28 protein-coding genes are annotated in these 26,787 nt (G+C 68.1%); 14 read left to right on the top strand and 14 right to left on the bottom strand.

All coding sequences use genetic code 11. The annotated features are described in order from the left end of the window. Nucleotides 1-24: 24 nt before the first annotated feature. Nucleotides 25-672 carry a maleylpyruvate isomerase family mycothiol-dependent enzyme gene (locus tag GV792_RS03805; RefSeq protein ID WP_163822146.1) on the bottom strand — a complete coding sequence of 216 codons (648 nt, stop codon included), beginning with the start codon at nt 670-672 and terminating at the stop codon, nt 25-27. Between the two features lie 108 nt (nt 673-780). On the opposite strand from GV792_RS03805, the gene GV792_RS03800 reads away from it, so the two are divergent. Then, on the top strand, nt 781-1,233 hold the full coding sequence (locus GV792_RS03800) for a MarR family winged helix-turn-helix transcriptional regulator (protein ID WP_163822145.1): 453 nt from the start codon (nt 781-783) through the stop codon (nt 1,231-1,233). 56 nt (nt 1,234-1,289) lie between these two features. On the opposite strand, the gene GV792_RS03795 is transcribed toward GV792_RS03800, so the two are convergent. Both GV792_RS03795 and GV792_RS03790 read right to left on the bottom strand, forming a co-directional pair. Next, nucleotides 1,290-1,769 (bottom strand): DUF779 domain-containing protein, encoded by a 480-nt coding sequence (locus tag GV792_RS03795; RefSeq protein ID WP_163822144.1) that lies wholly within the window; start codon nt 1,767-1,769, stop codon nt 1,290-1,292. 74 nt (nt 1,770-1,843) lie between these two features. Beyond that, a complete protein-coding gene (locus GV792_RS03790) occupies nt 1,844-2,806 on the bottom strand; it encodes a LysR family transcriptional regulator (RefSeq protein ID WP_163822143.1) in 963 nt (320 codons plus the stop codon). Nucleotides 2,807-2,871: 65 nt separating this feature from the next. Here GV792_RS03790 and GV792_RS03785 point away from each other — a divergent pair, with 65 nt between their 5' ends. From GV792_RS03785 to GV792_RS03770, 4 genes are all read left to right on the top strand, one after another. Continuing rightward, nucleotides 2,872-3,282, top strand: coding sequence for a DUF5997 family protein (locus tag GV792_RS03785; RefSeq protein ID WP_175583279.1), 411 nt, complete (start codon nt 2,872-2,874; stop codon nt 3,280-3,282). 6 nt (nt 3,283-3,288) lie between these two features. Beyond that, a complete protein-coding gene (locus tag GV792_RS03780) occupies nt 3,289-3,984 on the top strand; it encodes a TetR/AcrR family transcriptional regulator (RefSeq protein ID WP_163822142.1) in 696 nt (231 codons plus the stop codon). Nucleotides 3,985-4,129: 145 nt separating this feature from the next. Further along, nucleotides 4,130-5,902 carry an ABC transporter ATP-binding protein gene (locus GV792_RS03775; protein WP_163822141.1) on the top strand — a complete coding sequence of 591 codons (1,773 nt, stop codon included), beginning with the start codon at nt 4,130-4,132 and terminating at the stop codon, nt 5,900-5,902. Then, nucleotides 5,899-7,623, top strand: a complete 1,725-nt coding sequence (locus tag GV792_RS03770) for an ABC transporter ATP-binding protein (protein ID WP_163822140.1) — start codon at nt 5,899-5,901, stop codon at nt 7,621-7,623. Before GV792_RS03775 ends, GV792_RS03770 begins: the two co-directional genes overlap by 4 nt. A 57-nt stretch (nt 7,624-7,680) precedes the next feature. Here the strand turns inward: GV792_RS03770 and GV792_RS03765 are convergent, their stop codons facing one another. The 4 genes from GV792_RS03765 to GV792_RS03750 form a co-directional block, all read right to left on the bottom strand. Next, the gene (locus tag GV792_RS03765) at nt 7,681-8,895 is read right to left on the bottom strand and encodes a helix-turn-helix domain-containing protein (RefSeq protein WP_163822139.1); all 1,215 of its coding nucleotides are present in this window, start codon (nt 8,893-8,895) and stop codon (nt 7,681-7,683) included. Nucleotides 8,896-9,006: 111 nt separating this feature from the next. Next, a complete protein-coding gene (locus GV792_RS03760) occupies nt 9,007-9,327 on the bottom strand; it encodes a hypothetical protein (RefSeq protein ID WP_163822138.1) in 321 nt (106 codons plus the stop codon). Between the two features lie 70 nt (nt 9,328-9,397). Further along, the gene (locus GV792_RS03755; RefSeq protein WP_163822137.1) at nt 9,398-10,540 is read right to left on the bottom strand and encodes an alkaline phosphatase family protein; all 1,143 of its coding nucleotides are present in this window, start codon (nt 10,538-10,540) and stop codon (nt 9,398-9,400) included. A 45-nt stretch (nt 10,541-10,585) separates the two neighbouring features. After that, on the bottom strand, nt 10,586-11,203 hold the full coding sequence (locus GV792_RS03750; protein WP_163822136.1) for a TetR/AcrR family transcriptional regulator: 618 nt from the start codon (nt 11,201-11,203) through the stop codon (nt 10,586-10,588). A 105-nt stretch (nt 11,204-11,308) separates the two neighbouring features. Here GV792_RS03750 and GV792_RS03745 point away from each other — a divergent pair, with 105 nt between their 5' ends. The 4 genes from GV792_RS03745 (at nt 11,309) to GV792_RS03730 (ending at nt 14,030) form a co-directional block, all read left to right on the top strand. Further along, nucleotides 11,309-12,376: an SDR family oxidoreductase gene (locus GV792_RS03745; protein WP_163822135.1), complete on the top strand. Its 1,068-nt coding sequence runs from the start codon at nt 11,309-11,311 to the stop codon at nt 12,374-12,376. A 12-nt stretch (nt 12,377-12,388) separates the two neighbouring features. Further along, entirely contained in the window at nt 12,389-12,583 is a 195-nt protein-coding gene (locus tag GV792_RS03740) for a hypothetical protein (protein WP_163822134.1), read from the top strand. Nucleotides 12,584-12,655: 72 nt separating this feature from the next. Next, the gene (locus tag GV792_RS03735) at nt 12,656-13,528 is read left to right on the top strand and encodes an LLM class F420-dependent oxidoreductase (RefSeq protein WP_163822133.1); all 873 of its coding nucleotides are present in this window, start codon (nt 12,656-12,658) and stop codon (nt 13,526-13,528) included. Nucleotides 13,529-13,787: 259 nt separating this feature from the next. Further along, nucleotides 13,788-14,030, top strand: a complete 243-nt coding sequence (locus GV792_RS03730) for a hypothetical protein (protein WP_163822132.1) — start codon at nt 13,788-13,790, stop codon at nt 14,028-14,030. Nucleotides 14,031-14,109: 79 nt separating this feature from the next. On the opposite strand, the gene GV792_RS03725 is transcribed toward GV792_RS03730, so the two are convergent. Together GV792_RS03725 and GV792_RS03720 are read right to left on the bottom strand one after the other, a co-directional pair. Beyond that, a complete protein-coding gene (locus tag GV792_RS03725; protein WP_163822131.1) occupies nt 14,110-14,688 on the bottom strand; it encodes a class I SAM-dependent methyltransferase in 579 nt (192 codons plus the stop codon). Between the two features lie 279 nt (nt 14,689-14,967). Further along, nucleotides 14,968-16,128, bottom strand: coding sequence for a helix-turn-helix domain-containing protein (locus tag GV792_RS03720; protein WP_163822130.1), 1,161 nt, complete (start codon nt 16,126-16,128; stop codon nt 14,968-14,970). 134 nt (nt 16,129-16,262) lie between these two features. Between GV792_RS03720 and GV792_RS03715 the strand changes: the two genes are divergently transcribed. Continuing rightward, a complete protein-coding gene (locus GV792_RS03715) occupies nt 16,263-16,568 on the top strand; it encodes a hypothetical protein (protein ID WP_163822129.1) in 306 nt (101 codons plus the stop codon). A 302-nt stretch (nt 16,569-16,870) separates the two neighbouring features. Here the strand turns inward: GV792_RS03715 and GV792_RS03710 are convergent, their stop codons facing one another. Further along, nucleotides 16,871-17,500: an HAD family hydrolase gene (locus GV792_RS03710; protein ID WP_163822128.1), complete on the bottom strand. Its 630-nt coding sequence runs from the start codon at nt 17,498-17,500 to the stop codon at nt 16,871-16,873. Between the two features lie 263 nt (nt 17,501-17,763). Then, the gene (locus GV792_RS03705) at nt 17,764-18,618 is read right to left on the bottom strand and encodes a helix-turn-helix transcriptional regulator (RefSeq protein ID WP_163822127.1); all 855 of its coding nucleotides are present in this window, start codon (nt 18,616-18,618) and stop codon (nt 17,764-17,766) included. Nucleotides 18,619-18,917: 299 nt separating this feature from the next. On the opposite strand from GV792_RS03705, the gene GV792_RS03700 reads away from it, so the two are divergent. Then, the gene (locus tag GV792_RS03700) at nt 18,918-19,643 is read left to right on the top strand and encodes an SDR family NAD(P)-dependent oxidoreductase (RefSeq protein WP_163822126.1); all 726 of its coding nucleotides are present in this window, start codon (nt 18,918-18,920) and stop codon (nt 19,641-19,643) included. A gap of 492 nt (nt 19,644-20,135) precedes the next feature. Here the strand turns inward: GV792_RS03700 and GV792_RS03695 are convergent, their stop codons facing one another. Both GV792_RS03695 and GV792_RS03690 read right to left on the bottom strand, forming a co-directional pair. Next, the gene (locus GV792_RS03695) at nt 20,136-21,281 is read right to left on the bottom strand and encodes an LLM class flavin-dependent oxidoreductase (RefSeq protein WP_163822125.1); all 1,146 of its coding nucleotides are present in this window, start codon (nt 21,279-21,281) and stop codon (nt 20,136-20,138) included. Between the two features lie 55 nt (nt 21,282-21,336). Next, nucleotides 21,337-21,972 carry a TetR/AcrR family transcriptional regulator gene (locus GV792_RS03690; protein WP_375154328.1) on the bottom strand — a complete coding sequence of 212 codons (636 nt, stop codon included), beginning with the start codon at nt 21,970-21,972 and terminating at the stop codon, nt 21,337-21,339. A 96-nt stretch (nt 21,973-22,068) separates the two neighbouring features. Here GV792_RS03690 and GV792_RS03685 point away from each other — a divergent pair, with 96 nt between their 5' ends. The 3 genes from GV792_RS03685 to GV792_RS03675 all read left to right on the top strand — a co-directional run bounded on the left by GV792_RS03685 (nt 22,069) and on the right by GV792_RS03675 (nt 26,311). Beyond that, nucleotides 22,069-23,625 carry a flavin-containing monooxygenase gene (locus GV792_RS03685; protein WP_163822123.1) on the top strand — a complete coding sequence of 519 codons (1,557 nt, stop codon included), beginning with the start codon at nt 22,069-22,071 and terminating at the stop codon, nt 23,623-23,625. Nucleotides 23,626-23,714: 89 nt separating this feature from the next. After that, complete coding sequence (locus tag GV792_RS03680) at nt 23,715-25,088, top strand: FAD-dependent oxidoreductase (protein WP_163822122.1); 1,374 nt, start codon at nt 23,715-23,717, stop codon at nt 25,086-25,088. Nucleotides 25,089-25,270: 182 nt separating this feature from the next. Continuing rightward, nucleotides 25,271-26,311, top strand: coding sequence for a PP2C family protein-serine/threonine phosphatase (locus GV792_RS03675; protein WP_256668153.1), 1,041 nt, complete (start codon nt 25,271-25,273; stop codon nt 26,309-26,311). A gap of 26 nt (nt 26,312-26,337) precedes the next feature. Here GV792_RS03675 and GV792_RS03670 read toward each other — a convergent pair whose 3' ends face one another. Continuing rightward, the gene (locus GV792_RS03670) at nt 26,338-26,676 is read right to left on the bottom strand and encodes a hypothetical protein (RefSeq protein WP_163822121.1); all 339 of its coding nucleotides are present in this window, start codon (nt 26,674-26,676) and stop codon (nt 26,338-26,340) included. Nucleotides 26,677-26,787: the final 111 nt, after the last annotated feature.

The following is a 26,787-nucleotide window of genomic DNA, read 5'->3' as shown; positions in this document are numbered from 1 at the left end:
GGTCCCCGGGGTGATCGCTACTGGTCAGCCGACGTGTTCTGCTAGGCGCACCGCCACATCGTCGACGCCGGGACCGGTGAGTTGGTTCAGGGCGATCGGCCTGCCGGTGATCAGCAACAACAGCGCGGTGATAGGGCCGGCGACCTCGGCGCCCTCGCCGGCGGTCCACGCGGTGTCGGTGGCGTGGAGCCGGAAACCGTCGAGGCGGTGACGCTTCCATACCGGCCAGCCGACCGAGTACGCGCGGGTGGCGGCAGCGGCGGCGGCCTCGACCGGGATCGGCAGGGGTCGGCCGAGGGGAATCGAGATGTCCTGGCCGTGCACCATGACGTCGAACAGGATATTGCGGTAGTTGGTGACCGCGGGCAGGTGCCGTGAGGCCGCGTGATCGGTGATCTCGGCGACCAGTTCGCTGGTGGGGCGGCGGGCGTGCTCGCGGGTGATGGTGTCGACCAGCACGTTGTAATCGCCACGGGCGCGGGCGAACTCGCGCACGATCGACCACAGCCCGATGGGTTGTGGGGCCAATGCGATATGAGCGGCGACCTCGCGCACGCGCCAGCCGGAACACAGTGACGGGGTGTCCCACTCGGCGTCGGTGAGCTCGCCGAGGAGTGCGGCGAGCGCACGACGCTGCTGCTCGATCGCCCACCAGCTCTGTTCGCGGTCCATGGATCTCACCTGCCTGATCATCATGTGGCGAATTCGGTGGAATTAGTCAGCTGATTTGACTATTTTAGTCAGTGAATCTGACTGATGACAAGGTTTGGGAGGAGGGTGATGACGGTAGATCCACGTCCCGAGGACGAGCCGAATATCGGTCTGCTGCTGTTCTTGCCGTATCGGGCGATGGAGAACCGCGTTCTCGCGGCGCTCGCCACCGCCGGCTATGCGGATGTCACCCTCGCCCAGGCCAGAATCGTGCAGCGGATCGGCCCGGCGGGCACCAGGCTTACCGACCTTGCCGAACAGGCACAGGTCACCAAGCAGACTGCGGGGTTCCTCGTCGACCAGCTCGAGCGTGCAGGCTACGTCGAGCGTGTACCGGACCCGACCGATGGCCGAGCCCGGTTGGTGCGGCTGTCCGATCGCGGCCGCCGGGCGACCGCACTGGCCAACTCCGTCGCCACCGACGTGGAAGCCGAATGGTCCGACCATCTGGGCCCGCGCGCCACCGCGCAGTTACGTCGGGCACTGCTTCGACTGCGCGAATTCACCGATCCGTATCGGTGAGCGTCGGCGCGGCCGATCAGCGCCGATGCGGAGTGGGCGTGACCGCTGTAGCGTGATCACCTCAGCCGGTCGGCGCCGGTGCGAGGTGGGGGAGCGGCCGCTGCCGCAGCGGCCTCCGTGGCGTCGAGTGGACGCACACTCAGTACGAAGCTCGACTGTTCGGCCGCCTCCAGCGAGCCGGTCGGCGCGTCGTCGTCGGCTTCCGGACGAACGTCGACGGTGAGATGGTCCCCCGCGAAACGCGCATAGTTGTCGTCGCTCATCCAGAACTCGGTATGCCAGGGCAGTCGGGTGACCAGGACATCACCGTCGTCGGGGTGGAATTCGCGGGCCGGCAGACAGATCGGGGTCGCCGCGCCGGAGCGCAGTAGCAACAGCACCGGGCCGTGCTGCTCGATCAACCGGCGCAACAGTGCGCGCGCGGAGTCGGTGGCGGCGCCGCGGACGCTGCGGTCGGGCATCAGGCCGCGGGCGTCGAAGCATTGTCCGCGGCGGTTGCAGGTTCGGGTCTGACGCAGCGCATCGCTCCTCCTCATGACACCTCCGGACTTCCGACGCCGAAAACTATCGTCGGCGAAGGTTGGTGTCACGTTGGTGTCGGGTGCCGGGTCTACCGTCCGCGCCGTCGCGCGGTCTTTTTGGCGCCCGCTCGTCCACCGCTCGCCCGTGCCTTCCCCGCGGCCGGGTTCTTGTCCGCGGCCTGCGTCTTCTTACCGGTGCGTGCGGCCTTCTTCTGGTCCGGTCGGTCGGTCGACGGCGATCGGGAACTGCGTTCGGAACGGCCGCGAACCACGCCGATGAATTCTTCGACCAGCTCGGTGGTCGTATCGGACGGCCAGGCCAACGCGATCTCGGTCGCGGGGACATCGGTCACCGTGCGGTAGACCACGTCGCGGCGGGCATGCAGCCGTGCGATCGAATGCGGCACGATCGTCACCCCCACACCGGCCGCCACCAGTTCGATGCTGCCCGCGGCCTGATCGAGGTCGCTGGTGTCCTGCTGACGCTCCTCGGCGAGGTCGGCGGTGGTGACCTCGGCGAACACCGAGATCGGATGCTCCTTCGGCACGACAACCACCGGCACTTCACGGTAGAGCGGTATGGCATTCAGGCCCGCGTCGGCGATCGGAAGCCGGACGAAACACATATCGACGCGACCCTCGGCCAGCGCCGTCAGCTGATCGGCCTGCGCGATCGCGCTGAGCTCCAGCGGAATGCCGGGAAACCGTTCCCCCCAGATCCGCTGCCACTTCGACACCGTGACCCCGGGAACGAAACCCACTCGCAGGCCACTGGCCTCGACCGGCTCGGGGGCGGCCTGCTCCGCGTCGGCCCGCGCGATGAGCTCTTTGGCCTCGCCCAGCAGCTGGGCGCCGTCTTCGGTGAGTTCCGTCGGGTGCGCGCCCGGAACGAACAACTTGGTCCCGAGCTCGTTCTCCAGCTCGATGACGGTGTGGCTGAGCTTCTGGCGGGAGATGTGCAGCGCTTTCGCCGCCCGCGCGAAATGCAGTTCCTCCGCGACCGCGACGAACCAGCGCAGGCGCACGATATCGATCGAAGCGAAGCGGCTCATTCGTATCAGCGTATGCGCACGGCCCGCTGCCAGGTGCGTGCGGCCGCGCCCAGTAGGATGTATCGGTGAGCCCGGACAAGAAACCGCAGACCATGAAGCCGCTGACCGCGGCCGGCAAACTCGGCATCTACCTTCCGGCGGCACCCGAGGATTTCCGCACCACGCCGATCTCGCGTGCCGAGCTCGAAGCGCTGCGCGCCGCCCCGCCCGAATGGCTGACCGAGCTGCGTCGCACCGGCCCCTTCCCGCGCGACATCACCGCCCGCAAACTCGGCGTCTCCAACAGCGGCCTGGCCCGCGCCGAGGTCTCCGACGCCCTCACCGCCGACGAAATCGCGGCCCTGCTCGCCGACCCGCCCGAATGGCTGATCCGCGAACGTGACAACTACACCGCGGTCCAGGAAGAGAACGCCCGCATCAAGGCCAAAGAAGCCGAACGCCGCGAAGCCACCAACCGCCCGGCCAAGAATCGCTAGCCCAGCGTGTCCAGGCGGGCCTACCGGACGGGCTTGACGCCTGCGGCGATCACAGAGGCGGCCGTGGCGCTGACCGCCGAGCGCGGGCTCGACGGCTGGAGCATGCGGGATCTCACCGCCCGCCTTGACACCTCACTGTCGGTGATCTATCACCACGTCGGTGATCGTGAGCGCGTCTGCGCGTCTGTCGTCGACACGATCTACGCCGAGATGGCACTGCCGCTCGACGACACCGATTGGCGGGCGCTGCTGCACCGGGTGCTGACCGCGATGATCGACCACCTTGCGCACTATCCGGGCGTCGCGGCCTGGCTGTTGCGTAATGGCCCGCAGACCGAACAACTCGTGCCGGTACTCGACGCGGGGGTGTCGCGCATGCTCGACGCGGGCTGGGGTGCGGAGGCTGCCACCGCCTACTCGGTCGCGTTCAACACCTGTCTCGGCCTGATCGCCCTCGACGATCAGCGTGAACGTGACGGCGATGGCGGCGGCCTGGCCGGGCTGCGCCATATGCTCGAGACCCATCCCGACGCCGGTGTCGGCGCCGATCAGATGCGGCGCATGGTCGCCGATTTCGCGGCGACCGATGAGGACGAACGCCTCCGCGTCCGGCGCGAGTACGGCCGGTACGCGCTCGACCGCCTCCTCGATGGGCTGGAACTCCGGCTGACCGAACTGCGGGCATCGACCGCGACCGAGTAGCGGACACTCCGCGGCCACCGCTCGTGGCTCGCTGGACGGCCGCGCTGTGCGGTAAGTCCAGATCCAGGCAGGACGCCCCTTGCGGGGTGCGGCTTCACCGCTACACTCAGAATTAGAACACTGATCTAATTTCTGAAGGGGTGACATGAGCACCGCGGTATCGGAGCTGCCCACCGCAGCCGAACGTCCACCCGCCGGCGCCGCCGCGGGACTGCGCGCCGTGCTGGCGCCTGTGCGTGGCCGGTTGGCGCTGGCGGCCGGATTGCAGGTGGTAGGCGCGCTGGCCGGTTTGGCGCCCTACTTCGCCGTCGTCGGGATCGCCCGCGAGTTGTTGTCCGAAGAACCCGACGACGGCGCCGAGGTGTGGCGCTGGGTCGTTGTCGCCGGCATCGGTTTTCTCGTGCGGACGAGCTGCGCGGCCGCCGCCTACACGATCAGCCATATCGCCGATGCCGACGTCGGTGTCGGGTTGCGTCGCGCCATGGCCGATCGACTGGGCCGCGTTCCACTGGGCTGGTTCACCGAACGCAGCTCCGGACGTGTGAAGCGAGCGCTCACCGACGATGTCGCCGCCGTCCATCACCTTGTCGCCCATGCGGTCAACGATCTGGTCGCCGCCGTGCTCACACCCGTTGTGGCGCTGGTGTATCTGTTCGTCCTGGATTGGCGGCTGGCGCTGGTATGCCTTGCGCCCTTGATCGTGTGGTTCGGGTTGACGGCGTTGATGTCGCGTGACGAAGAGGCCAGGATGGTCCGCTGGAACGCCGAACTCGAGAAGGTCGACGCCGCGGTCATCGAATACGTCGACGGGATCGCGGTGGTGAAAGCGTTCGGCCAGGCCGGACGCGCACAGGATCGCTACCGGCGCGCCGGTGACGACCTTGCCCGGTTCCTCGGCGAGTGGCTCGGTCCGATGCATCGGCTCGAAGCGATCTCCTCGGTGCTCATCTCGCCGCCCGTGCTGTTGGTCGTCGCCCTGTGCGGCGGCGTGTGGCTCGGGACCGATCCGGTGGAGCTCATCGCGTTCACCATGCTCGTGGTCGGGCTCGGCGCGCCGGTGCTTGCTCTTGGGTTCGGCACGTTGGCCCTGCAGGTCGCGAGAGCAGCGGCCGATCGCGTCGCCGAGGTGCTGGCTACGCCCGAACTGACACGTGCTTGCGAGCCGACCGTGCCCGGCGGCGCGCACGTCGAATTCGACCGAGTCCGTTTCTCCTATGACGGCCGGGGCTACGCCGTGGACGGCATCGATCTCACCTTGGCCCCCGGAAGCGTCACCGCCTTGGTCGGTGCCTCCGGATCCGGGAAATCGACGCTGGCCAGGCTGCTTCCGCGGTTCTGGGATGTCGAGGAGGGATCCGTGCGTATCGGTGGTGTCGATGTGCGGGATATCGCCGAAGACGATCTGTACCGCCTGATCGGATTCGTCTTCCAGGAGACGTCGCTGCTGCGCACCTCGATTCGTGACAACATCGCCCTCGGGCGACCCGACGCCGACCAGGCCACGATCGAAGCGGCAGCGCGCGCGGCCGCTGTTCACGATCGGATCACCGCCTTGCCGCGTGGTTATGCCAGCGTGGTGGGCGAGGATGCTCAGCTGTCCGGCGGAGAGGCCCAGCGGATCGCGATCGCGCGCGCGATCGTCGCCGATGCGCCGATCCTGGTGCTGGACGAGGCGACCGCGTTCGCGGATCCGGAATCGGAAGCGGCGGTACAGGATGCGCTGTCGCATGTGATCGCGGGCCGCACTCTCGTGGTCATCGCCCATCGACTGCACACCATTCGCGGTGCGGACCGGATCGTGGTGCTGTCGCGTGGCCGCGTGGTCGAGGCCGGACATCATGACGAACTGCTCGCGGCCGGCGGCGAGTACGCCCGAATGTGGGCCGCACAATCGCTGCCGAAGGAGCGCACCCGATGATTCGCAAGCTGTTTCACCTCATCGACGCCGATCACCGACCGCGCTTTGTGCGCTGGATCGCAGCGATGGTGGGGTTCGCGGTGCTGCAAGGACTGTGCATCCTGCTGCTCGTGCCCGTGCTGCGCCCCGTGCTGAACGGCAATGCGGACGCGGCGATGCCATGGCTCACCGCTCTGCTGGTCACGACCGTCGTGGCGAGCACGGTGTACTACCTGCAGGCCACACTCGGTCAACGGATCGCCGACGATCTGCTGCTCGGCCTGCATCATCGGGTCGCCGACCAGTTGGCCCGACTGCCGCTTGGCTGGTTCGACACCGACCGCACCGGCCGGCTGACCCACGCCATGTCCCAGGGCACGACCAGCATCGTCGCGGTCCCCGCGCATCTCATGCAGCCGATCATCGCCGCGGCGGCCACACCGGTGGTTGTTGCCCTCGGCATGTTCACCTTCGATCCGCGACTCGCGACAGCGTTGTTGATCGCAGGTCTGGTGCTGCTCGCCACGCACACCTGGGCGCAGGACGCGATCACCCGCACCTTCGGCGCCATCGATAGCGCCGAGGTCGAAGCGGCGGGCCGGGTCGTGGAATTCGCGCAGCGGCAGCCGATATTGCGGGCATTCGGTCGCACCGGCGCCGACAATCGGCTCCTCGACGATGCACTCACCGGGCAGCGTCGCGCCCACGGGGCGATGAACCGAAACGCCGTGGTCGCGCTGGTGGCCTTCTCGACCGCCGTGCAGGCGGTGTTCGTAGTGCTCATCGCGATAGGCGTCGCCCTCGCACTTGGTGGTTCGCTTGATGCCGCTGAAGTCGTTGCCTTGCTGGTCCTCATCACCCGTTTCGCCGGGCCGTTGATCGAACTCGTCGACCATTCGGCCGCGCTTCGCACGGCATCGGAGGCCATCGACCGGATCGACGAGGTTCTCGCGGTGCCACCACTGCCGGAAGGTTCGGTACGGCGGCCGGTCCGGGCGGGGGAAGTGTCCTTCCGTGCTGTCGGGTTCGGTTATGGCGCCCGTTCTGTGTTGCGGGACCTGGAATTCACTGCCGAGCCGGGCACGGTGACCGCGATCGTCGGTCCGTCGGGGGCGGGCAAGACCACCGTGCTGCGGCTGGTGGCGCGGTTCTGGGATACCGACACCGGGTCGGTCGAGGTGGGCGGGGTCGATGTGCGTGAGCAGACCACCGAAGCACTGATGGAACAGCTCGCCATGGTGTTCCAGGACGTGTACCTGTTCGACGACACGATCGAGGCGAACATCCGGATCGGCAGGCCCGGCGCCACGGCCGAGGAAGTGCGTGAGGCGGCACGACTGGCCCGGGTGGACGAAATCGTCGACCGGCTGCCCGATGGCTGGGACTCCCGCGTCGGTGAGGGCGGAGTCAGCCTGTCCGGCGGTGAACGCCAGCGAGTCTCGATAGCGCGAGCCTTGATCAAGCAGGCGCCGATCGTGCTGTTCGACGAGGCGACCGCGGCACTCGACCCGGAGAACGAGGCCGCGATCACCGACGCGATGCGCGCGTTCGCCCACGACCGCACGCTGCTCGTGGTCGCGCACCGCCTGCACACCATCGCCGCCGCCGATCAGATTCTCGTGCTCGACGAGGGCCGGATCGTGCAGCGCGGCACCCACGATGAGCTCATCGCGCAGCCAGGGAAGTACGCCGAATTCTGGCATGAACGCGAGCGTGCGCAGGGGTGGCGGTTGATCGGATGAGGTGCGCTGGCCACACCTGACCGACAGCCGACATGGGCCTGCCGGTGCGGCGAGACGTCAGGCGCGCAGCGCGGTGTGCAAACGCGCGGTGACGACCGCGCGCCGCACATCATTCGTCGGCAGCAGCCGCAACGCGTGCTCATGGACCTCGATATCGCCGGGCGCACGCTCCCCGAATGCGACGGCGTGATCGGCGCGATCACCGGCCAGCACGGCGTTGCGGACTCCGACCTCGAGATGTGCCCGCCATTGCGCGATGCCGGGGGTATCCGAACCCGGAAGCAGCGCACCGCGATACAGCCAGACCGCCGAGGCGGTGTCGCCTGCCGCGATGGCCGCCAGCAGACCCACCGCGTCGCAGGAGATCGGGCCGGTGAGCAGATAGCGGCGGTTGCCGATCTGTCCGCCGGTAGCGCGGCGCAGATGCGAGACCTCCGCTTTGAGCGTCGCGGAGGTGACAGGGCGATCGCCGTAGAGCGCGGCGTGCAGCTGTTCGGGGGTGAATCCTTCGGGCTCGAGGGCCAGCAGAGTCAGGATCTCCAGCTGACGAGGCCGCAGCGGGATGGTGAATCCGTCGCGGGTCAGCCGTGACTCGCCGAGACACTCCAGCCGCAGCCCCGACGACGGCGGTGGCGCCGCGCTGCGCAGCATCGTCTCCACCGCGGTGACCAGCGCCCGCACCGACGACATGACCAGCGGATGGGACCGATCCCAGGAACTCGACAGATCGAGCGCACCGACCTGCCTGCCGTCGGGTGCGTGGATCGGTGCGGAATAGCACACCCAGCCGTGCAGCGCGGCGACCAGGTGTTCGGCACAGAACACGGTGCTCGGCGCGTCGGTGAGCAGTGCCATCGAGACCGCGTTGGTGCCCATATGGGCCTCGTCCCAGCAGCCGCCGGGCGCGAAGTTGACCTGCTCGGCTCGCCTGCGCACGGCGCGGTCGCCGCCGGACCAGAGGATCGCACCGGATTCATCGGTGACGGCAGCGAGGTAGCCCGCGTCGACGGCGACGTCGTCGAGAGCGCCGGCCAGTTCGGTGACCGGCGCCCGCAGCGGCGAGCGCGCCCATCGCTCACCGATGTCGTCGAGACCGGGCGCACCGGTACATCCCGGGTCGACCGTCGATAGTGAACGCCGCCAGGATTGTGCGACCTCGGTGCGTAGCAAGGTGTTCGGTGTGCGCGCCGCGGTGTCCGGTGCGGTCGCGACCCGTTCCCATTCCTTCTCGAGGTCGGTCCGCCGCTGGGTCAGGGTGCGAAACCGTGCCACACGCAGTCCTCATCGTCGTCCGGCTTCCGGTCGGCCGACCGGCCTGCTCGCGACGTCCATCCTTGCGCAAGTGATCCGGTCGCGGGACGCTTTGCCGCACAAGAGCGCGCGTTATTTGGTGATGAAAATGCCTGCCACGTCGGCGTTCTTGATCGGGGTCTCGGCATTGCGCTGGGCGCCGCAGAGAAGATCGACCTGAATGATCGTCGCGTCGACGGCGGTGCCCGCCGGCTCCTGATCGATACCGGAATTCTGCTTGATGAACTTCGTGATCGTCATCCGCTTGGTATCCGGATCCTGCTGCACATACTCCCGGCACGGGGTGTCGCCGCCGCTGTTGAGCGCGCGTTCGATGTCGTTGCAGCCGGCCAGCAACAGCGCGGCGGCCGCGGCCACGCAGGCGAGGCCGGTCCGTGCGATGGTGGCGTTCATCTGTTCCTCCTGGGCGGCGCGCCGGGCCTCATCGCCCGACCGTTGACTACAGCCTATGCGGCCAGTGCGCTCAACCGGCGAACACGCGGAGTGGGACGTTCATCTCAGCGGGGGTCAGCGAACCGTGATGTCCGAGGAGTGCCGACTGCAACGGTTCGGCGTCGGTGCGCACGATCCCACTGCTGTCCCGAGCGACCACGACCAGATCGCCGATCCGCTCGCGCACCGTGGCCGATACCGTCGGGCCGAACCAGCCATAGTCGATCACCGCGTCCCGCGCAAGGACCTGGAACCGTGACCCCAGCTTCTCCTGCCACGTCGACATCACGTCGTCTGTGGCGCCGTCGACGGTGTAGACGTGGCGTGCGCGTGGTTCGCCGCCCAGTCGCTGCACGCCCGCACGCAGGTCGGGTTCGGCGTCGAAGTCGACCCGTTCGGCGAGTTCGACCATGCCGTGATCGGCGGTGACGATCAGCACCGAGCCCGCGGGCATGCGTTCGGCGATATCGGCGGCGATCCGGTCGACGTGCGCGAGTTCGAGCAACCACGACTGCGAGGACGGGCCACGCACGTGCCCGGTGGTGTCGAGTTCGCCGTGGTAGGCGTATACGAGTGAGCGCGGGCCGGCCTCCAGCGCCTCGACCACCCCGGCGACCAGATCGCCGACGGAGAAGTTGGGCCGGAAGGCGCATCCGCGCAGCACGGCACGGGTCAGTCCGGAGCCTGCCTGATAGCGCGGCGCGACCTGGGTGACGGTGATGCCGTGTGCGGCGGCGCGTTCGAAGACCGTTTCGCCGGGCTGGAATTGCTCGGGCACGAGTTGCTCGAGCAGATCGCCCTTGTGCTGGGCGCCGAACAGCCGCCAGCCCAACGGGTCGAATAACCGCTCCTGCCCCGCGACTCGCAGCAGATACCCGACGATGCCGTGCTCGCCCGGCGGTACTCCCGCACCGAGAGAACTCACGCTGGTCGCCGTTGTGGTCGGGAACCCGGCCGTGAGCACTGCGGGCCCCAGGCTCGACAGGAACGGCGCCACCTCGGCGTTGGCCGCCAGTGCCTCGGCGCCCAATCCGTCGATCAGGAGGACACAGACCCGGTCGACATCGAGTCCGAGGCCCAGCCGATCCTGCTCGGCCGGTACGCCGAAACCGGCGAGTACGGAGGGAAAGAGATCGGACAGGGAACCCGTTCCGTAACGGGGCGCGACGAACACGTGCCCAGGATGCGTGCCGGAGCCGGTGGACGCAAGCCGGTTGTTTCAGGTGCCGGGAGCGATGAGGGCGTGGAAGGTGCTCATGACATCGGCGACCAGTTCGGGTGCGGTCGTGCCGAGCAGGGCGCTGCGCTTGTCCAACTGCCCGTCCAGCCACAGCGAGGCCAACCCGTGACCGAGGCTCCAGAGCGTGACGGCAATGGTGTCGGCCTTGCCCGATGGCAGCTCGCCGGAGGCGACGCAGTCGGCCACCGCATCGGCGAGCACGGCGAAGGCGGCTTCGCCAGCGGCCCTGGTATCGGGATGTTTCTCCGGTTGGGACAGCTCGGGGCGAAACATCAGCCGGAAATAGCCGGGGTTGTCCCGCGCGAAGTTCACGTAGGCGTCGGCGATCGCGGTCAACCCGGCAAGGGGAGTGGGTGCCGCATCCCTGGCCGCGGCCACATCGGCGCCGAGGAGCCGGAAACCCTGGGTCGCCAGATCGGCAAGCAGGGCGGCGCGGTCGGCGAAATGGTGGTACGGCGCGCCGGAACTCACGCCCGCCTCGCGGGCGACACGGCGCAGGCTCACCGCCGTGATGCCCTCGGTCTCGATCAGCCGCAGGCAGGCCTCGAGCAGCGCCTCACGCAGGGCACCGTGGTGATACGAGGTCCGGGTCACCATCCGAGCGTAAGCGAAAGGCTCTGGACAACCAATCTAGGCAGTGTTTAGATTATCTGAGCGGCGCTCAGATAGGGCCGGTTCTCCCGTCGAACGGAATAGAAAATCATGGGCACACGAGTACTCGTCACCGGTGCGACCGGATTCATCGCCGGGCATGTCATCGAGGAATTGCTGAACCACGGATACGCGGTCCGCGGGACTGTGCGCAGCCTCGCCGCGGTGGGCAAGCGCGAACATCTGGTCGACCTCGCCGAGCGTGCGGGTGGTGAGATCGATGTCGTCGCAGCAGATCTCGACAGCGACGCGGGCTGGGCGGCGGCCGTCTCGGGGTGCGGCTACGTCCTGCATGTCGCCTCACCGTTCCCGTCGGCGCCGCCCGACGACGAGCGGGAAATGATCGACACCGCCGTGAACGGCACGCTGCGCGTACTGCGGGCCGCCGCGGCCGCGGGCACCGTGCGACGGGTGGTGCTGACATCCTCGATCGCCGCCATCGCCTACGGCCATCGCGACGATGCGGTGCGCACCGAAGCCGACTGGACAGTTGTGGAACGCAGTCCCGCCTACCAGAAGAGCAAAACCCTCGCCGAGCGTGCGGCCTGGGACTACGCCGCAGAGAATTTCGGTCCCGACGGTCCCGAGTTGACGGTGGTGAATCCGGGCATGGTGCTCGGACCGGCGCTGTCGCAGGCCACCAGCACCTCCCACGAACCGGTGCGGATGCTGCTCGGTCGTCAGGTGCCCGGGTCACCGCGGGTGGGTTGGGCGACAGTGGATGTGCGTGATCTGGCGATCGCGCACCGACTGGCCATGGAAACGCCCGAAGCGGCGGGCAAACGTTATATCTGTGCGGGCGAACATCTCTGGATGCGTGATCTCGGGCGTCTGCTGGCCGAAGAATTCGGGCCTCGTGGGTTCCGCGTGCCGACCCGTCAACTGCCCGACCTGCTGGTGCGCGCCATCGCAGTGGTGGACAAGACGGTCCGGCTCACCGTGCCCTCCCTGGGGCAACGTGAACGCCTCAGCGCCGAACGAGCCGAACGTGAACTCGGCTGGACCATGCGACCGGTGCGCGAGTCGGTCCGCGATACCGCCGAAAGCCTGGTGCGGCTCGGGGTGGTGCCGATGCCTGCCGGTGCGCGCGCGGATGCTGCCGAACCGGCTCACACGTAAGGAGATTCGTTCATGATCACCGCAACATTGATCGTCGCGACTCTCGGGGTGCTTCGGCGCCTGCGGCGGCGAGAGGGGAGTACGGCGGCCGCCGATCTCGGCACCGCGAAACGGGACTCCGCTTGGTGGCGGCCGGGTGCCGTCGCCGCGTCGGCCGCCGCGCTGTCCGGGGCAACGTTGGCCGCCGCCGCGTGCGTCGCCTGCTGATCGCGTGCTCGGGCGCCGGCGGAATGCTGGCCGTCTCGCGCTGTGTTGTGAATCGCCTGGTAGACAAGAAGGGTGACTGCGCAGCATGAGTTCCGTTTCGGTGTGAACATGGTGGTACCGGAGTCGAGGCAGGCGTGGATCGCCAAATGCCGCCGGGCCGAGGCGCAGGGCTATGACGTCATCGGAGTGGCCGACCATCTCGGCCTGCCCGCGCCGTTTCCGTCGATGGTGCTCGCGGCCGAGGCGACCGAGCGGGTTCGGCTCAACACCTTTGTGCTGAACACCCCGTTCTACAACCCGGTGCTCTTGGCCCGCGATGTGGCGGGCGTGGACCAGTTCACTGATGGGCGTGTGGAACTCGGACTCGGCGCGGGCTACGTGCGCTCCGAGTTCGAGGCGGCTGGCATTCCGTTCGGCAGTGGCGGCGAGCGGGTCGGACATCTGGAGAACACAGTCGCCACGCTCCGGACACTGTTCGCCGACCCGGAGTATCAGCCGCGTCCGGTGCAGCCTGGCGGTCCGCCGCTGCTCATCGCGGGTTGGGGTGATCGGTTGTTGAAGCTCGCCGCCGCACACGCCGACGTCGTCGCGTTCACCGGTGCGGCGGCGACCACCGACGCGGGTTTGCGGCTCGCCGGAGTCGAGGACACCATCGATCGCGTCGGGTATGTGCGAAAGCTGCTGGGGGAACGCGTTACCGAGGTCGAGCTCAATATCCTCGTCCAGGCGGTGGTGCGGCCGAGCGAACGCGCCACCGTACTCGACAGGTTCGGCGCCCTACTGCCCGGCGATGCGCCCGAGGAGCTGCCGACGCTGCTGTTCGGTACCCCCTCCGAGATGGCTCAGCAGTTGCGTGATCGGCGGGATCGCTTCGGTTTCTCCTACATCACCGTGCTCGAGCCGAACATGGACGCCTTCGCGCCGGTGATCGAACACCTGCGCTGACACCCGGCGCGACCCCTATCAGACGGGCCTGCGGCACAGATGCGTGGAGCGGAGCATCAGCGCCGCCGCCGCGCTGTGTGGAGCAGGATCGGCTGCTGTTGTATAGCCCCATCAGGGTCATGAATCTCCCCCCTTGGGCAGGTGGCATATACACCAGCGAGGATTGTTGTGGTCCGGGCCGCGTGGGCATGGTGGTTGGTGCCGCAATTGGCAATCACCACGTTGGAGGTAGTCCAACACGACTGGCAGGAGAATCGCGATGAGAAGGAACCTGATTCGGACATCGATCGCCGCTGCGGCGATCGCGCCCGCCATAGCGTTGGGGTCAGGCGTCGCGGCGGCGGACGCCGCCAACAAACCCGACCCCGTCCCGGTCAATCCGGTCATGAACCGGACGGGCAATCCCTTTGGGGATGCGCTCGTCACGGTCTACTGCACGAACGCGTTCGGCTGGATCCCGATTGTCGGGCCGTTGATCTTCGTTCCGCTGTGCGTCGTCTAGCGTGGATGTGAGTGGTCCGAGAACCTTCGGACCACTCACATTCGCTAGACGACCCGGTCCGTCGCAGGCACGTATCCGATCATGCAGGTTTTCGCCACAGCAGCGTGTAACGCCACAGCAGCCGGCGCCGTATGCGCGCGCCGGGCAGCAGTTCGCCACCCACGGCACGGATCTCGGCCAAGGTGGTGTCGGGGTCACGGCAGGTGAAGCCCGGATCCTGGCTGCCGCCATGCCTCTGACCGATGGCCCAGATCACCGGCAGCAGCGGTAAATAAGCAGCGTCGGCGTGGATGCTCATCTTCCACAGCCCGACCACGGCCAACGTTCCCCCAGGCGCGACGAGATCACGGAGCGCCGCCATGCCTTCGGCTAAAGGCACGTGGTGGAGGGTCGCCACGACGGTGACGAGATCGAAGGTCTGATCCAGCTCCCGAAAATCAGCCTGTGTGAGCCGGACATTCGCCGGTGTGGTGGCCCCAGCGATGATTGCCCCGTCGATATCGACGCCGAGTACCGATTCGCATCGGGTGGCGAGTTTTCCTGCCAGCAGCCCGTCCCCGCAGCCGACGTCGAGGGCGGTACGGGCGGACTCGGGCACCTGCTGGACCAGCCATGGGTGGTAGTGAGTGTTGTGATTCCAGTACGGGTCGACGGTCACGCGTCCACGGTACGGGCCGCCGTCGCGCGCCACCCACCACGACGGCCACCTCCGAACTGTGCGCCGCCGCCCGCGCGCATGCGGCGTTCATCCCGTGGATGGAACTGGCCTCGGCCGTTTCTGGGCGACACGACTTCGGCCCAAGGCATCTTTCGTGCCGCGTCAGCCACCAAGCCGGTGGCTGGTTCCAGCCGCGCTGGGCCCTTGGCCCGATGTCGCACAAGTTGTGGGGAGGATCGAGCGCCACAGCGTATGCGACGTCCTCCGAACCTGTGCGACCTATAAGGTGGCGCCGAGCCAGTGGGCGAAGCCGAGCAGGCTGTCGGATTGGCGGCGTTGGGCGGAGGCTATGCCGTAGACGGTCTCGCGGACCGAGGGGTGCAAGCGGGTTTGCTGGGGGGCGGCGGCGCGGGCCTTGTTCAGCGCCGCAAGGGCGCGGTCCGGCTTTCCGGACATGAGCCAGGCGCGGGCGTTGTCGTGCCAGTGGTGCGCGACGCGAGTGGGTGGTGCGTCCCGGCCGTAGGTCAGCTGTGCGCCTTCGAGTGCGGCGCGGTGAGGGTCGCCAGCCTCTAGTTCGACCGCGTGCGCGTGTATTTCGACATTGAGGGGTCCGAAAGCGGTCATGTACATGTCGGTCTCGCCGGTCATGGTGGCGAACTCGCGTGCCGCCTGGATGTGGCCGGTGGCCGCCGGGTAATCGAGCTTGCGCGCTTCATTGATAGCTCCGGCCAAATGGGAGTAGCCGGCGAGGACCATTCCCTGTTCGGTGTCGTCGGCGGCGCTGATCGCGCCGTCGATGAGTCGCGACGCCACCTGCGATTCGCCATAGTGTGTCAGCACCCTTGCCCTGGCCAATACCGAGAATGCACCGAAGTTGCGGTCTTCGCCGAGCGGCGCGTAGCTGTCGGCCAGATCCAGCGCGGGCAGCGCGAGCATCAGATGGCCGGTCCGGCGTGCGGACCATTCCGCAAGGATGTAGGCCGAAGCCAGTAGCGAATAGGCGCGCGCCTGCCGGTCGCTGGACAGATCGCGAACAGCTCCGTGTAGTCGGCGGATGATGCCGGGCAGGGCCTCGAGGGTCTGGCGCGTCCGGTCACTGCGGTAAAGGTTTTGTGCTGCGGTCAATTCAGCCTCGAGTTGCGCCAGCCCATGCGGCTCCTCCGCCGTGGCGAAACGACCTTGGGCCAGAAGGATCGACAGTTCGTTGACCGCATCCGACAGCGGTTTTCCATCGTCGAACGGCGCGCCGGTCAGCTGCTCGGGCATGATTCGAAGTGCCCGGGCGACGGCGGAAACGAAGCCTGGCGAGGCGATTTCGCGCCCCTGCTCCACCGCCTTCACCATGCTCAGGCTGTAAGCCGCCCGGTCGGCCAACTGTCGCTGACTCAGGCCCGCGATCTTGCGTTCCGCGGCTACGGCTTGCCCCAGGTGCTGCCACATGATTCGAGCGTAGATCGTTCACCGCGCCCTGTCCCGCGTGTCCGAACCGCAGAACACGCCTCTGTCCCTTCGCTGTCCCTCGTCGACCCCGCCGGTGCCGAATCTGAAGCAACGACCAAGGAGGGGCACCGACTATGAGGTCACAACCAACAGCACTCGGATGGATCGACCCGGAGATCACCACCGCGCCCGAGTGGGATGCCGCGCAGATGCAGCGGTTGGCTCGGCGGCTCGGGTTCGTCTTGGAGTGGGGGCGAGAAGGTTCCTGCCTACCGCTCGCTGAGCAAGTGCGTGCGGCGGATGTGGATGCGGTGATCATTCCCGCACCGCACCACCTCGATCCGCTGATCCTCGACGCGATCATGCATCTGTGCGATGTCGAAACCGTATGCCCTCGACTGTCGTTCGCCCGCTGGACCGTGATCGGATCGGCGTGGTGAGCATCGCGATCGGCTTCGGAATCGCCATCGGATTGCCGCTCGCTGTGATCGCCGCCGCGGTGTGGTGGCCGCCGGCGCATGATCGCCGGTCCGATGATGATCACGAGTGAGTACCTTCCGGCGGCCTAGGTCGGCTTTTTCAGGGTGATGGAACCCTCGGAAGCGGAATCCTGCCCGCCGCTGCCGCGGACACTCCGATCAGCGTCGCTCGAACGCGACGGGTGAGCACCGGCGGTGCGACGCTTTCGCGATCGGGCCGCTGAGCAGACAGGTGTGGTTGCGCGAAGCGCGCGCCTTTCCGATCAGGGGCGTGTCGGCGTGGTCGAAGCGCCGGCGAACCCCGTCAGCCACGCGGGGAACTCGGTCAGATCGGCCAGGACGATGTCGGCACCGGCTGCTCGGAGCTCTGCGGCAGTGCACGGCCCGGTGACGACGCCGACCCCGTACGCGCCAGCAGCGCGAGCTCCGCGCATATCGCCTGCATGGTCACCGACGAAGATCTGCGCCCCGTGCTCACGCAGGGCTGTGGCCTTTCGATCGGACCACAGCTCGCCCGCCACGGTATCGATCGGCCATCCGAGGTGGCCGACATGCAGTTCGGCATGCGGCTGATATTTCCCGGTCACCACGAGCAGCCGCCCGCCCGCCGCAGCGACCGCCTCGATCGCGGCGTCGGCACCCGCCATCGCGGGAACCTCGGCGATGACATCGGGGTACAGCTCGCGATACCGGGTGACCAGCTCCGGAATGAGCGCTTCGGGCGCACCCGCATCGGCGAGGATCATCGCCAACGGCGGCCCGAGCCGCTCGGCGAGCTCGCTACCGCGCAGTTCCAGCCCGTATTCGGCGGCCACGACATCGATCGCACGCGCGACACCGAGCCGCGAGTCGATAAGAGTCATATCCAGGTCGAAGCCGACGGTCCAGGTCACGGTTCGACCATATCCACCGCGATCGTGGCAGCCCGCGCCCGGCCACCACCGCGCTCACCGAAGAACCTCCGGTCACCGAATCCGTCAAGCGGACGCGCGCAACCTATCGGAATGCCGATGGGATGCGAGACCATCCGAACGGCGCTCAGAGGCGAACCGGGTTTTCGCTGGATGATCGCCGAGTTCGAGCCGATCGGCGGCCCCGCTGATGACGGACTTCGGGCTCGAGTGGAGGTGATCCCAGCAGACCTCGAGGCCCGAGGTCAGGCCCCCAGATTCGTGAACTGCTCGGTTCCGGTGACCCGTAGCAGCTCGAGCGCGCCGGCCTCGGGGGTGCCGGGTGCCGCCGAGTACACGACCACGGTCTGGTCGGCATCGGGCACCAGTAGGGTGTCGCAGTCCAAGGTCAGGCGGCCGAGGTCGGGGTGATCGATGGTTTTGCGGGTGTTGCGCATGTATCCGGCGCGGCGTTCGTCCCAGAGCCGCTCGAACCGGGGGCTGCCGGTCCGTAGCTCGGTGATCAACCGGTCGAGCCCGGGATCGGCCGGGTAGCGGGCGCGGGCGGCGTGCAGGCTCGCCACCCAGGTCGCGGAGAGGGCGTCGCGGTCCTCGGGTGTCATCACCACGCGGTGCGGCCCGTCGCCGAGGAAGGCGTGCCAGATGATGTTGCGCCGGGCCACTGGCCAGCGGGAGAAATCGCCGAGCAGTGCCGCCGCCATCGGATTCCAGGCCAGCACATCGCTCTTGGCCGACAACACCAGCGCCGGTAGATCCACCATTCGGTCCAGAACCAGCCGCAGCACGCTGGCGCGCACCACCATGGCGATCCGGTCGGCACCCGGAGGCTCGCTGCCCGCGAGCCGGAACAGCAGATCGCGATCGTCGTCGTGCAGCCGCAGTGCACGAGCCAATGCCGCCAGCACCGAGGTCGAGGGGCGCGGGCCGCGGCCCTGTTCGAGCCGAACGACGTAGTCGACGCTCACTCCGGCCAGCTGCGCGACCTCTTCGCGCCGCAGCCCCGGTACATGCCTGCGCGCGCCTGCGGGCAGGCCGACGTCGTCGGGACGGATCCGGGCGCGCGCCTGGCGCAGCAGCGCCGCGAGTTCTGAGCGATCCATCCCTCGATCATCCCGCAGCGAACCGAGCGCGGGGTGGTACCGCGGATCCCACCGAGGTTGACCGGTTCTGCCGATGAGTGCGTGCCGAGTGAGCGAATGGCACGGCTGACCCCGCCGGCGCCGACCGGTTCCGTCCGAGAGCGCGGTCGTGCGGCGTGAGCGGTTGGTTCGGCTGGTCGGGCCGGGGGCCGTCCGGTTCCGTCTGAGGGTGCGGTCGTGCGGCTCGCGTGTGGTGGTACGGCTGATCCCAGGACATGCCGGTCCTGCCCGGATGCACGGCCGCGCGCCAGGCTGGTGGCATGAACGCGACGACAACGACAACGGCCCTGGTCACCGGGGCGAACAAGGGGCTGGGCCGCGAAACCGTGCGGCGGCTGGCCGAACTGGGGTGGCGAGTGTTCCTCGGCGCCCGCGACGCCGAACGCGGACGCGCCGCTGCGGCGGAATTCACCGCCGCGGGCCACGATGTCAGCTTCGTCCAGTTGGACGTCACATCCAGCGAATCGGTTGCCGCGGCCGCGAAATCGGTCACCGAGCAGGCCCCGCACCTGGATGTGCTGATCAACAATGCCGGCATCGGCGGACCCTGGGTCGCGCCTGCAGACACGGTGGCCGACGATGTACGGGCGGTGTTCGAGACCAACGTCTTCGGACCGATCCAGGTGACGCACGCATTCCTCCCCTTGCTGCGAGCCGCTGCCCAGCCTCGGATCGTGATGGTGTCGAGCGGGATCGGCTCGTTGTCCATCACCTCCGACCCGGCACGGCTGGAGTCGACCCTCCTCGGCCTCGGCTACCCGGCCTCCAAGACCGCGCTCAACATGCTCACCTCCCAGTACGCCCGCGCGTTGCCCGGCATTCAGGTGAACGCGGCCGACCCCGGCTACACCGCCACCGACCTGAACGGCAACAGCGGACATCAGACCGTCACCGAAGGCACCGACGCCATCATCCGGCTGGCTACCCTCGGACCGGACGGCCCGACCGGAGGGTACTTCGACCGCGAGGGTCCGCTGCCCTGGTGATCAGGCCCCCCCCACACTCGCCGATCTCGTGCGTCCGGCCTTGGTGCCCTCGATGAGCTGAGCCGTGCCGCCGCCATCAATGCGAGCCTGGCTGCTGGATCGATCCGTGCCCCGTCCGCTGAGGTGGCGACCCTAGGTGAACGAGCGTATCGGGGCCGCGGGATGGTGGCCCGGCCGACGTGATCGTGAATCCGACTGGGGGAGTGGTGATTCACGTGGAACCGTCAGTGCATCGGCTGCTGGTAGGTCCCCGTGGCACATCCGGGCATCCGCCGCATGGTTGCATCGACTGCCGAGACGGGCACCTGTCGGCGGGAACGGGATCGTCGGTTGCGCAGTTCATCTGCGGTTCTACCGTCGGATGTGGCCTCGATCGCATGGATGAAGCCCATCCGTCGGCGGGCACCGCGACCAACCGCTCGGTCTGCGGGACAGCAGTTTTCGCGAGTAGGCAGCCGGTGCAATTGTGCACCGGCTGCCATTCGAGGCCGATCAGCTACTGGCGGACGCGGCGAACGGCGTCCGAACGGATGTGGGCACTCGCCGATGCGGATGACGCCACAACCCTTTGCGTTCCAGAATCGGAAGCACTCCTTCGCCGAACCAGTAAGCCTCTTCCAGGTGCGGATAGCCGGAGAGGATGAAGTGGTCGATGCCGAGCCTGGCGTACTCGGTGATCCGTTCGGCCACTTCGGTGTGCGAACCGACCAGCGCGGTGCCCGCGCCGCCGCGCACCAGGCCGACGCCTGCCCAGAGGTTGGGTGCGATCTCGAGCCGGTCGGTGCGGCCGCGATGTAGTTCGAGCATCCGCCGCTGCCCCTCGGATTCGCTGCGCGCGAGACTGGCCTGCACGCGCTCGACATCGGCGGGGTCGATGCCAGTGAGTAGCCGGTCCGCCTCGGCCCAGGCTTCTTCGGCGGTGTCGCGGCTGATGACATGGATGCGCAGCCCGAAATCGAGGCGGCGGCCCCGCTCTGCGGCCAGCCCACGGATCCAGTCGAGCTTGCCGTTCACCGCGAGCAGCGGCTCACCCCAGGTGAGGTAGGTATCGGCGTACTGTGCCGCTACCGGGCCCGCGGGCCCGGAGGATCCGCCGAAGAAGACCGGCGGCACCGGATCGGGACGATTGTTCAGCAGTGCCTCGCGCACCCGGATGTGTTCACCGTCGAAACTGACCGGTTCGGTCGAGGTCCACAGCTGCCGGACCACATCGAGGAACTCGCCCGTGCGGGCATAGCGCTGGGTCTTGTCGAGGAAATCGCCGTAGGCCTGCTGTTCGTGCGGTTCACCGCCGGTCACCACGTTCAACAGCAGTCGTCCCCGCGAATGGCGCTGGAAGGTGCCCGCCATCTGCGCCGCGAGGGTGGGGCTGATCAGACCGGGGCGGAAGGCGACGAGGAACTTCAACGTTTCAGTGGTGTCGACCAGCATGGCGGTGGTCAACCAGGCGTCCTCGCACCAGGCGCCGGTCGGGGTCAGCACGGCCTCGAAACCGTTGTCCTCGGCGGCGGCGCCGATCTGGTTCAGGTAGCGCAGACTCGCGGGCCGGTCACCGGACATGGCGGTACCGTGACCGCCAGCGACGAGGCCGCGGGAGTCGCCGTAGGTGGGCAGGAACCAATGGAACGACAGGCTCATCCGCTCATCCTCGAATGCGGACCCGTCCCGGTCACGGGTTGAAACCAGTGCGGTTTCAATCCGGCTGCACGACCGCGACGTAGGCCGCGAGGCCGCCGAACAACCCGGCCGTGTGCTCGATGATCTGCTCGGCATCGAAGTCCAGTTCGCCGTCGAGCCAGCGGCGGAGCACCTCGAACATCCCGCCGACCGCCAGCGTCGAACCCAGGTTCGCCACGGCGAGCGTGGATGCTTCCAGATGCAGATACCGCTGGGCATGGGCGAGCACCAGATCGGTGAACCGGGTCATGATCTCCCCGCGCAACTGCCGCATGACCGGTTCGGCGGTGGATTCGATGAACAGGATCCGCGCCATGCGTGGGTCCTTGTCGATCATCCGGACGAACGCGCCGACGGTCGCGCGCGCGACCTCGTCGGGGGCGGCGTCGTCCTCGGGTGCGGCCAGTTCGACCTCGCGTCGCAGCGCCGATTCCAGCTCGACCGCTACCGCCCGCAGCAGCGCGTCCCGATCGCTGAAGTGCTGGTAGAAGTACCGCGAGGTCAGTTTCGCCTCGGCGCAGACCGCGGTCACCGTGGTGTCGGCCGCGCCGCGGGTGCCCAGCAGCTCGGTGGCGGCCTCGATCAGCCGGGCACGACGCTGATCGTGCCGCTGCTCGGCGGTCAGGCCTCCATAGACGCGCGCTGGACTCACGGCCATCATTCTGTCATGATTCGAGTCATCTGACTACGTTCAAAGTCAGATGGAACTCGGTCGAAGGCGTCCGAGTGCGACCAGACGAGGAACTCAATGACGCGGCATGTCGACGTATTGATCATCGGCGCTGGCCTGTCCGGAATCGGCGCGGCCTGTCATCTGGCCAAGGAGCAGACCGGGCGCAGCTTCGCCATCCTGGAACGCCGCACCGCCATCGGCGGTACCTGGGACCTGTTCCGGTACCCGGGCATCCGGTCCGATTCGGACATGTTCACCTTCGGCTACGGATTCCGTCCCTGGACCGGTACCAAGGTGCTTGCCGACGGCCCGAGCATCCGCCGCTACGTCGAGGAGACCGCCGCCGAATACGGCGTCACCGAGCACATCCGGTTCGGTCGCAAGATGGTGAAGGCGAGCTGGTCCACCGAGGCCGGCGTGTGGACGGTCGAGGCGGTCAATGAGGACACCGGCGAGACCGAGGTCTACACCAGCAACTTCCTCATCGGTTGCACCGGCTACTACGACTACGACAAGGGCTACCGTCCGAGCTTCCCCGGCGAAGAGCGTTTCGGCGGCCGGTTGGTGCACCCGCAGCACTGGCCCGAGGATCTTGACTACACGGGCAAGCGCGTCGTCGTCATCGGCTCCGGCGCCACCGCCATCACCCTGATCCCGGCCATGAGCTCCGACGCCGAGCATGTGACCATGCTGCAGCGCTCACCCACCTACATCGCCGCCATCCCCAGCGAGGACCCGGTCTCGGTCGGCTTCAACGCCGCCCGTATTCCCGCCGCGCTGACCTACAAGCTGGGTCGCGCCCGCAATATCGCGCTGCAGCGCGCCACCTATGAGCTCTCGCGCAGGCAGCCCGATGTGGCCCGCAAACTGCTGCTGTCGGCGGTGCGACTCGCGGTCGGTCCCACTGTCGACATGCGCCACTTCACGCCGAAGTACAACCCGTGGGACCAGCGGCTGTGTGTGGTGCCCAACGGTGATCTGTTCAAGGTGCTGAAATCGGGTGAAGCCTCGATCGTCACCGACACCATCGACACTTTCACCGAGACCGGCATCAAGCTGTCCTCCGGCGAAGAACTGCCGGCCGACATCATCATCAGCGCGACCGGTTTGAACGTGCAGATGCTGGGCGGTGCGACCCTAGAGGTCGACGGCGAACCGGTGGCCACCCGCGATCGCGTGCTCTACAAGGGCGCCCTGCTCGACGGCATTCCCAACGCCATGGTGGTGCTCGGCTACACCAACGCGTCCTGGACGCTGAAGGCCGACCTCGCCGCGGAGTACTTCTGCAAGCTGTTGAACTACATGCGCGACAAGGGCTACACCCAGGTCGTGCCACGCGCCGACGAGGCCGACCGTTCCGGCGATTCGCTGATGGGCGGGGCGCTGACCTCCGGCTACATCCAGCGTGGTGACGGCGTCATGCCGCGTCAGGGTTCGCGCGGCCCGTGGAAGGTGATCAACAACTACTACCGCGATCGCGCCTACCTGCGCAGCAGTCCGGTCGAAGACGAGGCGCTGGAGTTCACCGACGCCGCCGGCGCCACGGCCACCGGCATCCGGCAGGCGAGCCCGCGTGGTGTGTTCGGCAAGACCGTGGAACGGCTGCCGCGGATCGGTACGCGCACGGCCTGATTCATCGCTTCGACGTCGGCCTGGTCCCCGTGACCCGGCCGGCGTCGTCGTTTCGCCCGGTGACGGCCGCTGCTGGGTAGCGTGGCCGTATGAGCGAGCGACTGGTGATCATCGGTGCCGACGCGGCGGGTATGTCGGCGGCCTCCCAGGCCCGGCGGATGCGCGACCCCGGCGAACTCGAGATCGTCGTCTTCGAGCGGGGTCATTTCACCTCGTACTCCGCCTGCGGTATCCCGTACTGGGTCGGCGGCGATGTCTCCGACCGCGATCAGTTGATCGCACGCACGCCCGAGGAACATCGGTCCCGCGATATCGACCTGCGGATGCGTACCGAAGTCGTCGAGATCGATGTCGATGGGCGCCGGGTGCGGGCGCGCGAGCTGGATTCGGGCGCCGAATCATGGACCGGCTACGACAAACTCGTCATCGCCACCGGCGCCCGTCCGATCCGTCCCGAACTGCCGGGAATCGATGCCGCGGGCGTGCACGGCGTGCAGACCCTCGACGACGGACAGGCGCTGATCGACACCCTCGAGCGCATCGACGGCAAGCGCGCGGTCGTCGTCGGGGCCGGCTACATCGGCGTGGAAATGGCCGAGGCGCTGATCAACCGTGGGTTCGAGGTCACTCTGGTCAACCGCGGCCCCGAACCGATGTCGACCCTCGACCCGGACATGGGCGCGCTCATCCGCACGGCCATGGGCGGGATGGGAGTCAAGGTCGTCGGCAACGCCGAGGTGACCGCCCTCCGCGCCGACGAGGACGGTCATGTGTGCGCGGTCGTGACCGAGCAGGCCGAATACCCCGCCGATGTCGTGGTTCTGGGGATCGGCGTGCGGCCGGAGACGGAATTGGCTCGCGCCGCGGGGCTACCCCTCGGTGTCCATGGCGGCCTGCTGACCGACGTCTCGATGCGGGTGCGCGGCCGCGACGATATCTGGGCGGGCGGCGACTGCGTCGAGGTCTTGGATCTGATCTCCGGCATCGAGCGCCATATCGCCCTCGGCACGCACGCCAACAAACACGGCCAGATCATCGGCGCGAATATCGGTGGCGGTTATGCGACCTTCCCCGGTGTGGTCGGGACCGCGGTGAGCAAGGTCTGCGACCTCGAGGTGGCGCGCACCGGATTGCGGGAGAAGGACGCTCGTGCCATCGGCCTGCAATATGTCACCGTCACCATCGAATCCACCAGCCGATCCGGCTACTACCCGGGCGCCGAGACGATGACGGTGAAGATGCTCGCCGAACGTCGCACCGGCAGGCTGCTCGGCGTCCAGATCGTCGGTCGCGAGGGTGCGGGCAAACGTGTCGATATCGCCGCGGTCGCGCTCACCGCAGGGCTGACCGTCGAACAGATGACGGCGCTGGATCTCGGTTACGCACCACCGTTCTCGCCGGTCTGGGATCCGGTACTGGTCGCAGCGCGCAAGGCCGTCATCGCCGTACGCGCACGCGGCTGAGCCGCACCAGGCACCTCGCTCGCCAATCGTGGCGATCTGTCGGCACACCCGTTCACCGCTCCCGTACTATCGTCGATCGACAACAGTGATCGGAAGGGGGGCGCGGTGCTGCCTGGGGTATGGGTACACATCCGCTGGGACGGAAGGGCTTTGCGAAGCCGTGGACATGGAGCGGATGCCGGATGCGCGGCACGGACGGCGGTGACCCGATGAGCCCGGAGGCCGGCGCGGGTGTGGGCAGCCCGGAGTATGTGAGCGTCCCGGCTCCGGCCGAGAGCTACGGCGCGGGTGGGGGCGCCGGGGCGCTGCGCCGCATCGCGCTGCCGCACGCGGACGCGGACGCCGAATCATCGTCGGGTATGGCCGAGCCCGGCCGTAACCATGTGTCAGGGCCGCCCGATCGGTTCGAGGCCGACCTCGGTGCCGTCGCTCTGATCACCGACCGCGGCCTTGTACACGCCCGCAACGAGGACGCGGTCGCCGCGGGTGTCGGTGTTCCCGCCCCCGGACGTCCGCAGGTCACGGTGGTCACGGTGTGCGATGGCGTGTCGTCGTCGCCGAATCCGCAGGCCGCCTCCGGCACCGCCTCGCGCACCGGCGTCGATGCCTGCCTGAGCGCGTTGGCCGAGGGTAGGTCTGCCGAGGACGCCGCCACCGCGGGCCTGGCGGCAGCCGCTCGAGCGGTGCGTGACATCGCCGCGATCGACGGCGACTCGCCGTCGTGCACGTATGTGGCGGCGGTCGTGCACGACGACGGCGCTGGCACGGCGACCATCACCGTGGCCAATGTGGGCGACAGCCGCGCCTACTGGCTGGTCCCCGAAGACGCAGAACACGGCGCCCACGACGCCGTATCGCGCCGACTCACCCTCGACGACTCCTGGGCCCAGGCCCTCGTCGACGCAGGCGCCATGGACGAGACGGCCGCCATGACCGATCCACGGGCGCACACCCTGCTGCGCTGGCTCGGCGCCGACTACGACCAGCAGCCGTGGTCGACGCGCAGCGTGCAGACCTTCCGGTTCACCGGTCCGGGCGTGCTGCTGCTGTGCAGCGACGGCCTCTGGAACTATCTGCCCGATCCGGTCGCGCTGGCCGCGATAGCCACGGCGAAGCCCGCGGCCGCCGCGGCGCGCGATCTGGCCGATTTCGCGGTGCAGTGCGGCGGCGGCGACAACATCACCGTCGCGCTTGTGCCGGTGGGCGCCGCGGGTCAGGCCTGAATCGGCACAGCACGGCGAGCAAACGGTCAGTGACCCTGCTGGTCGGTGAGCTTGTGTCCCCGCGCGGCCTTCACCCGCCGATGCTCGAGGACGATGATGCCCACGCCGCCGAGCAGCAGGACCGCGGCCGCGATCCCACCGACGATCGCCCAGCCCTCGTAGCCGTAGCCGGCGGCGGTCAGCGTCAACGCGACGGCCACCAGCCCGAGCGCGCACATCACGATGCCCGGCCAGTTGCGGACGTCTTCCATCGTTTCACCCGCGTGCGCGCGGGTGGTCCTGGCGTCGTCCGGGAAGTGATGTTCGGGGACGTGGGGGGAATCGCGGTGAAAACCCCCGGTCGTATCGTCGGGTCCGGCTACCATCGTGGTCTCCTTCCGGTCCATGATCGGGTCGAACGTCCGCATGGTGATAGCGGTCGTGTACCCCGTGATCGTCCGCGCAATCGAGGCCACCGCCACCAGGGCATTGCGGGA

The organism is Nocardia cyriacigeorgica, from assembly GCF_010868145.1.
Classification (GTDB): Bacteria; Actinomycetota; Actinomycetes; order Mycobacteriales; family Mycobacteriaceae; genus Nocardia; species Nocardia cyriacigeorgica_D.
This window is presented reverse-complemented; position numbering and strand designations above follow the sequence as displayed.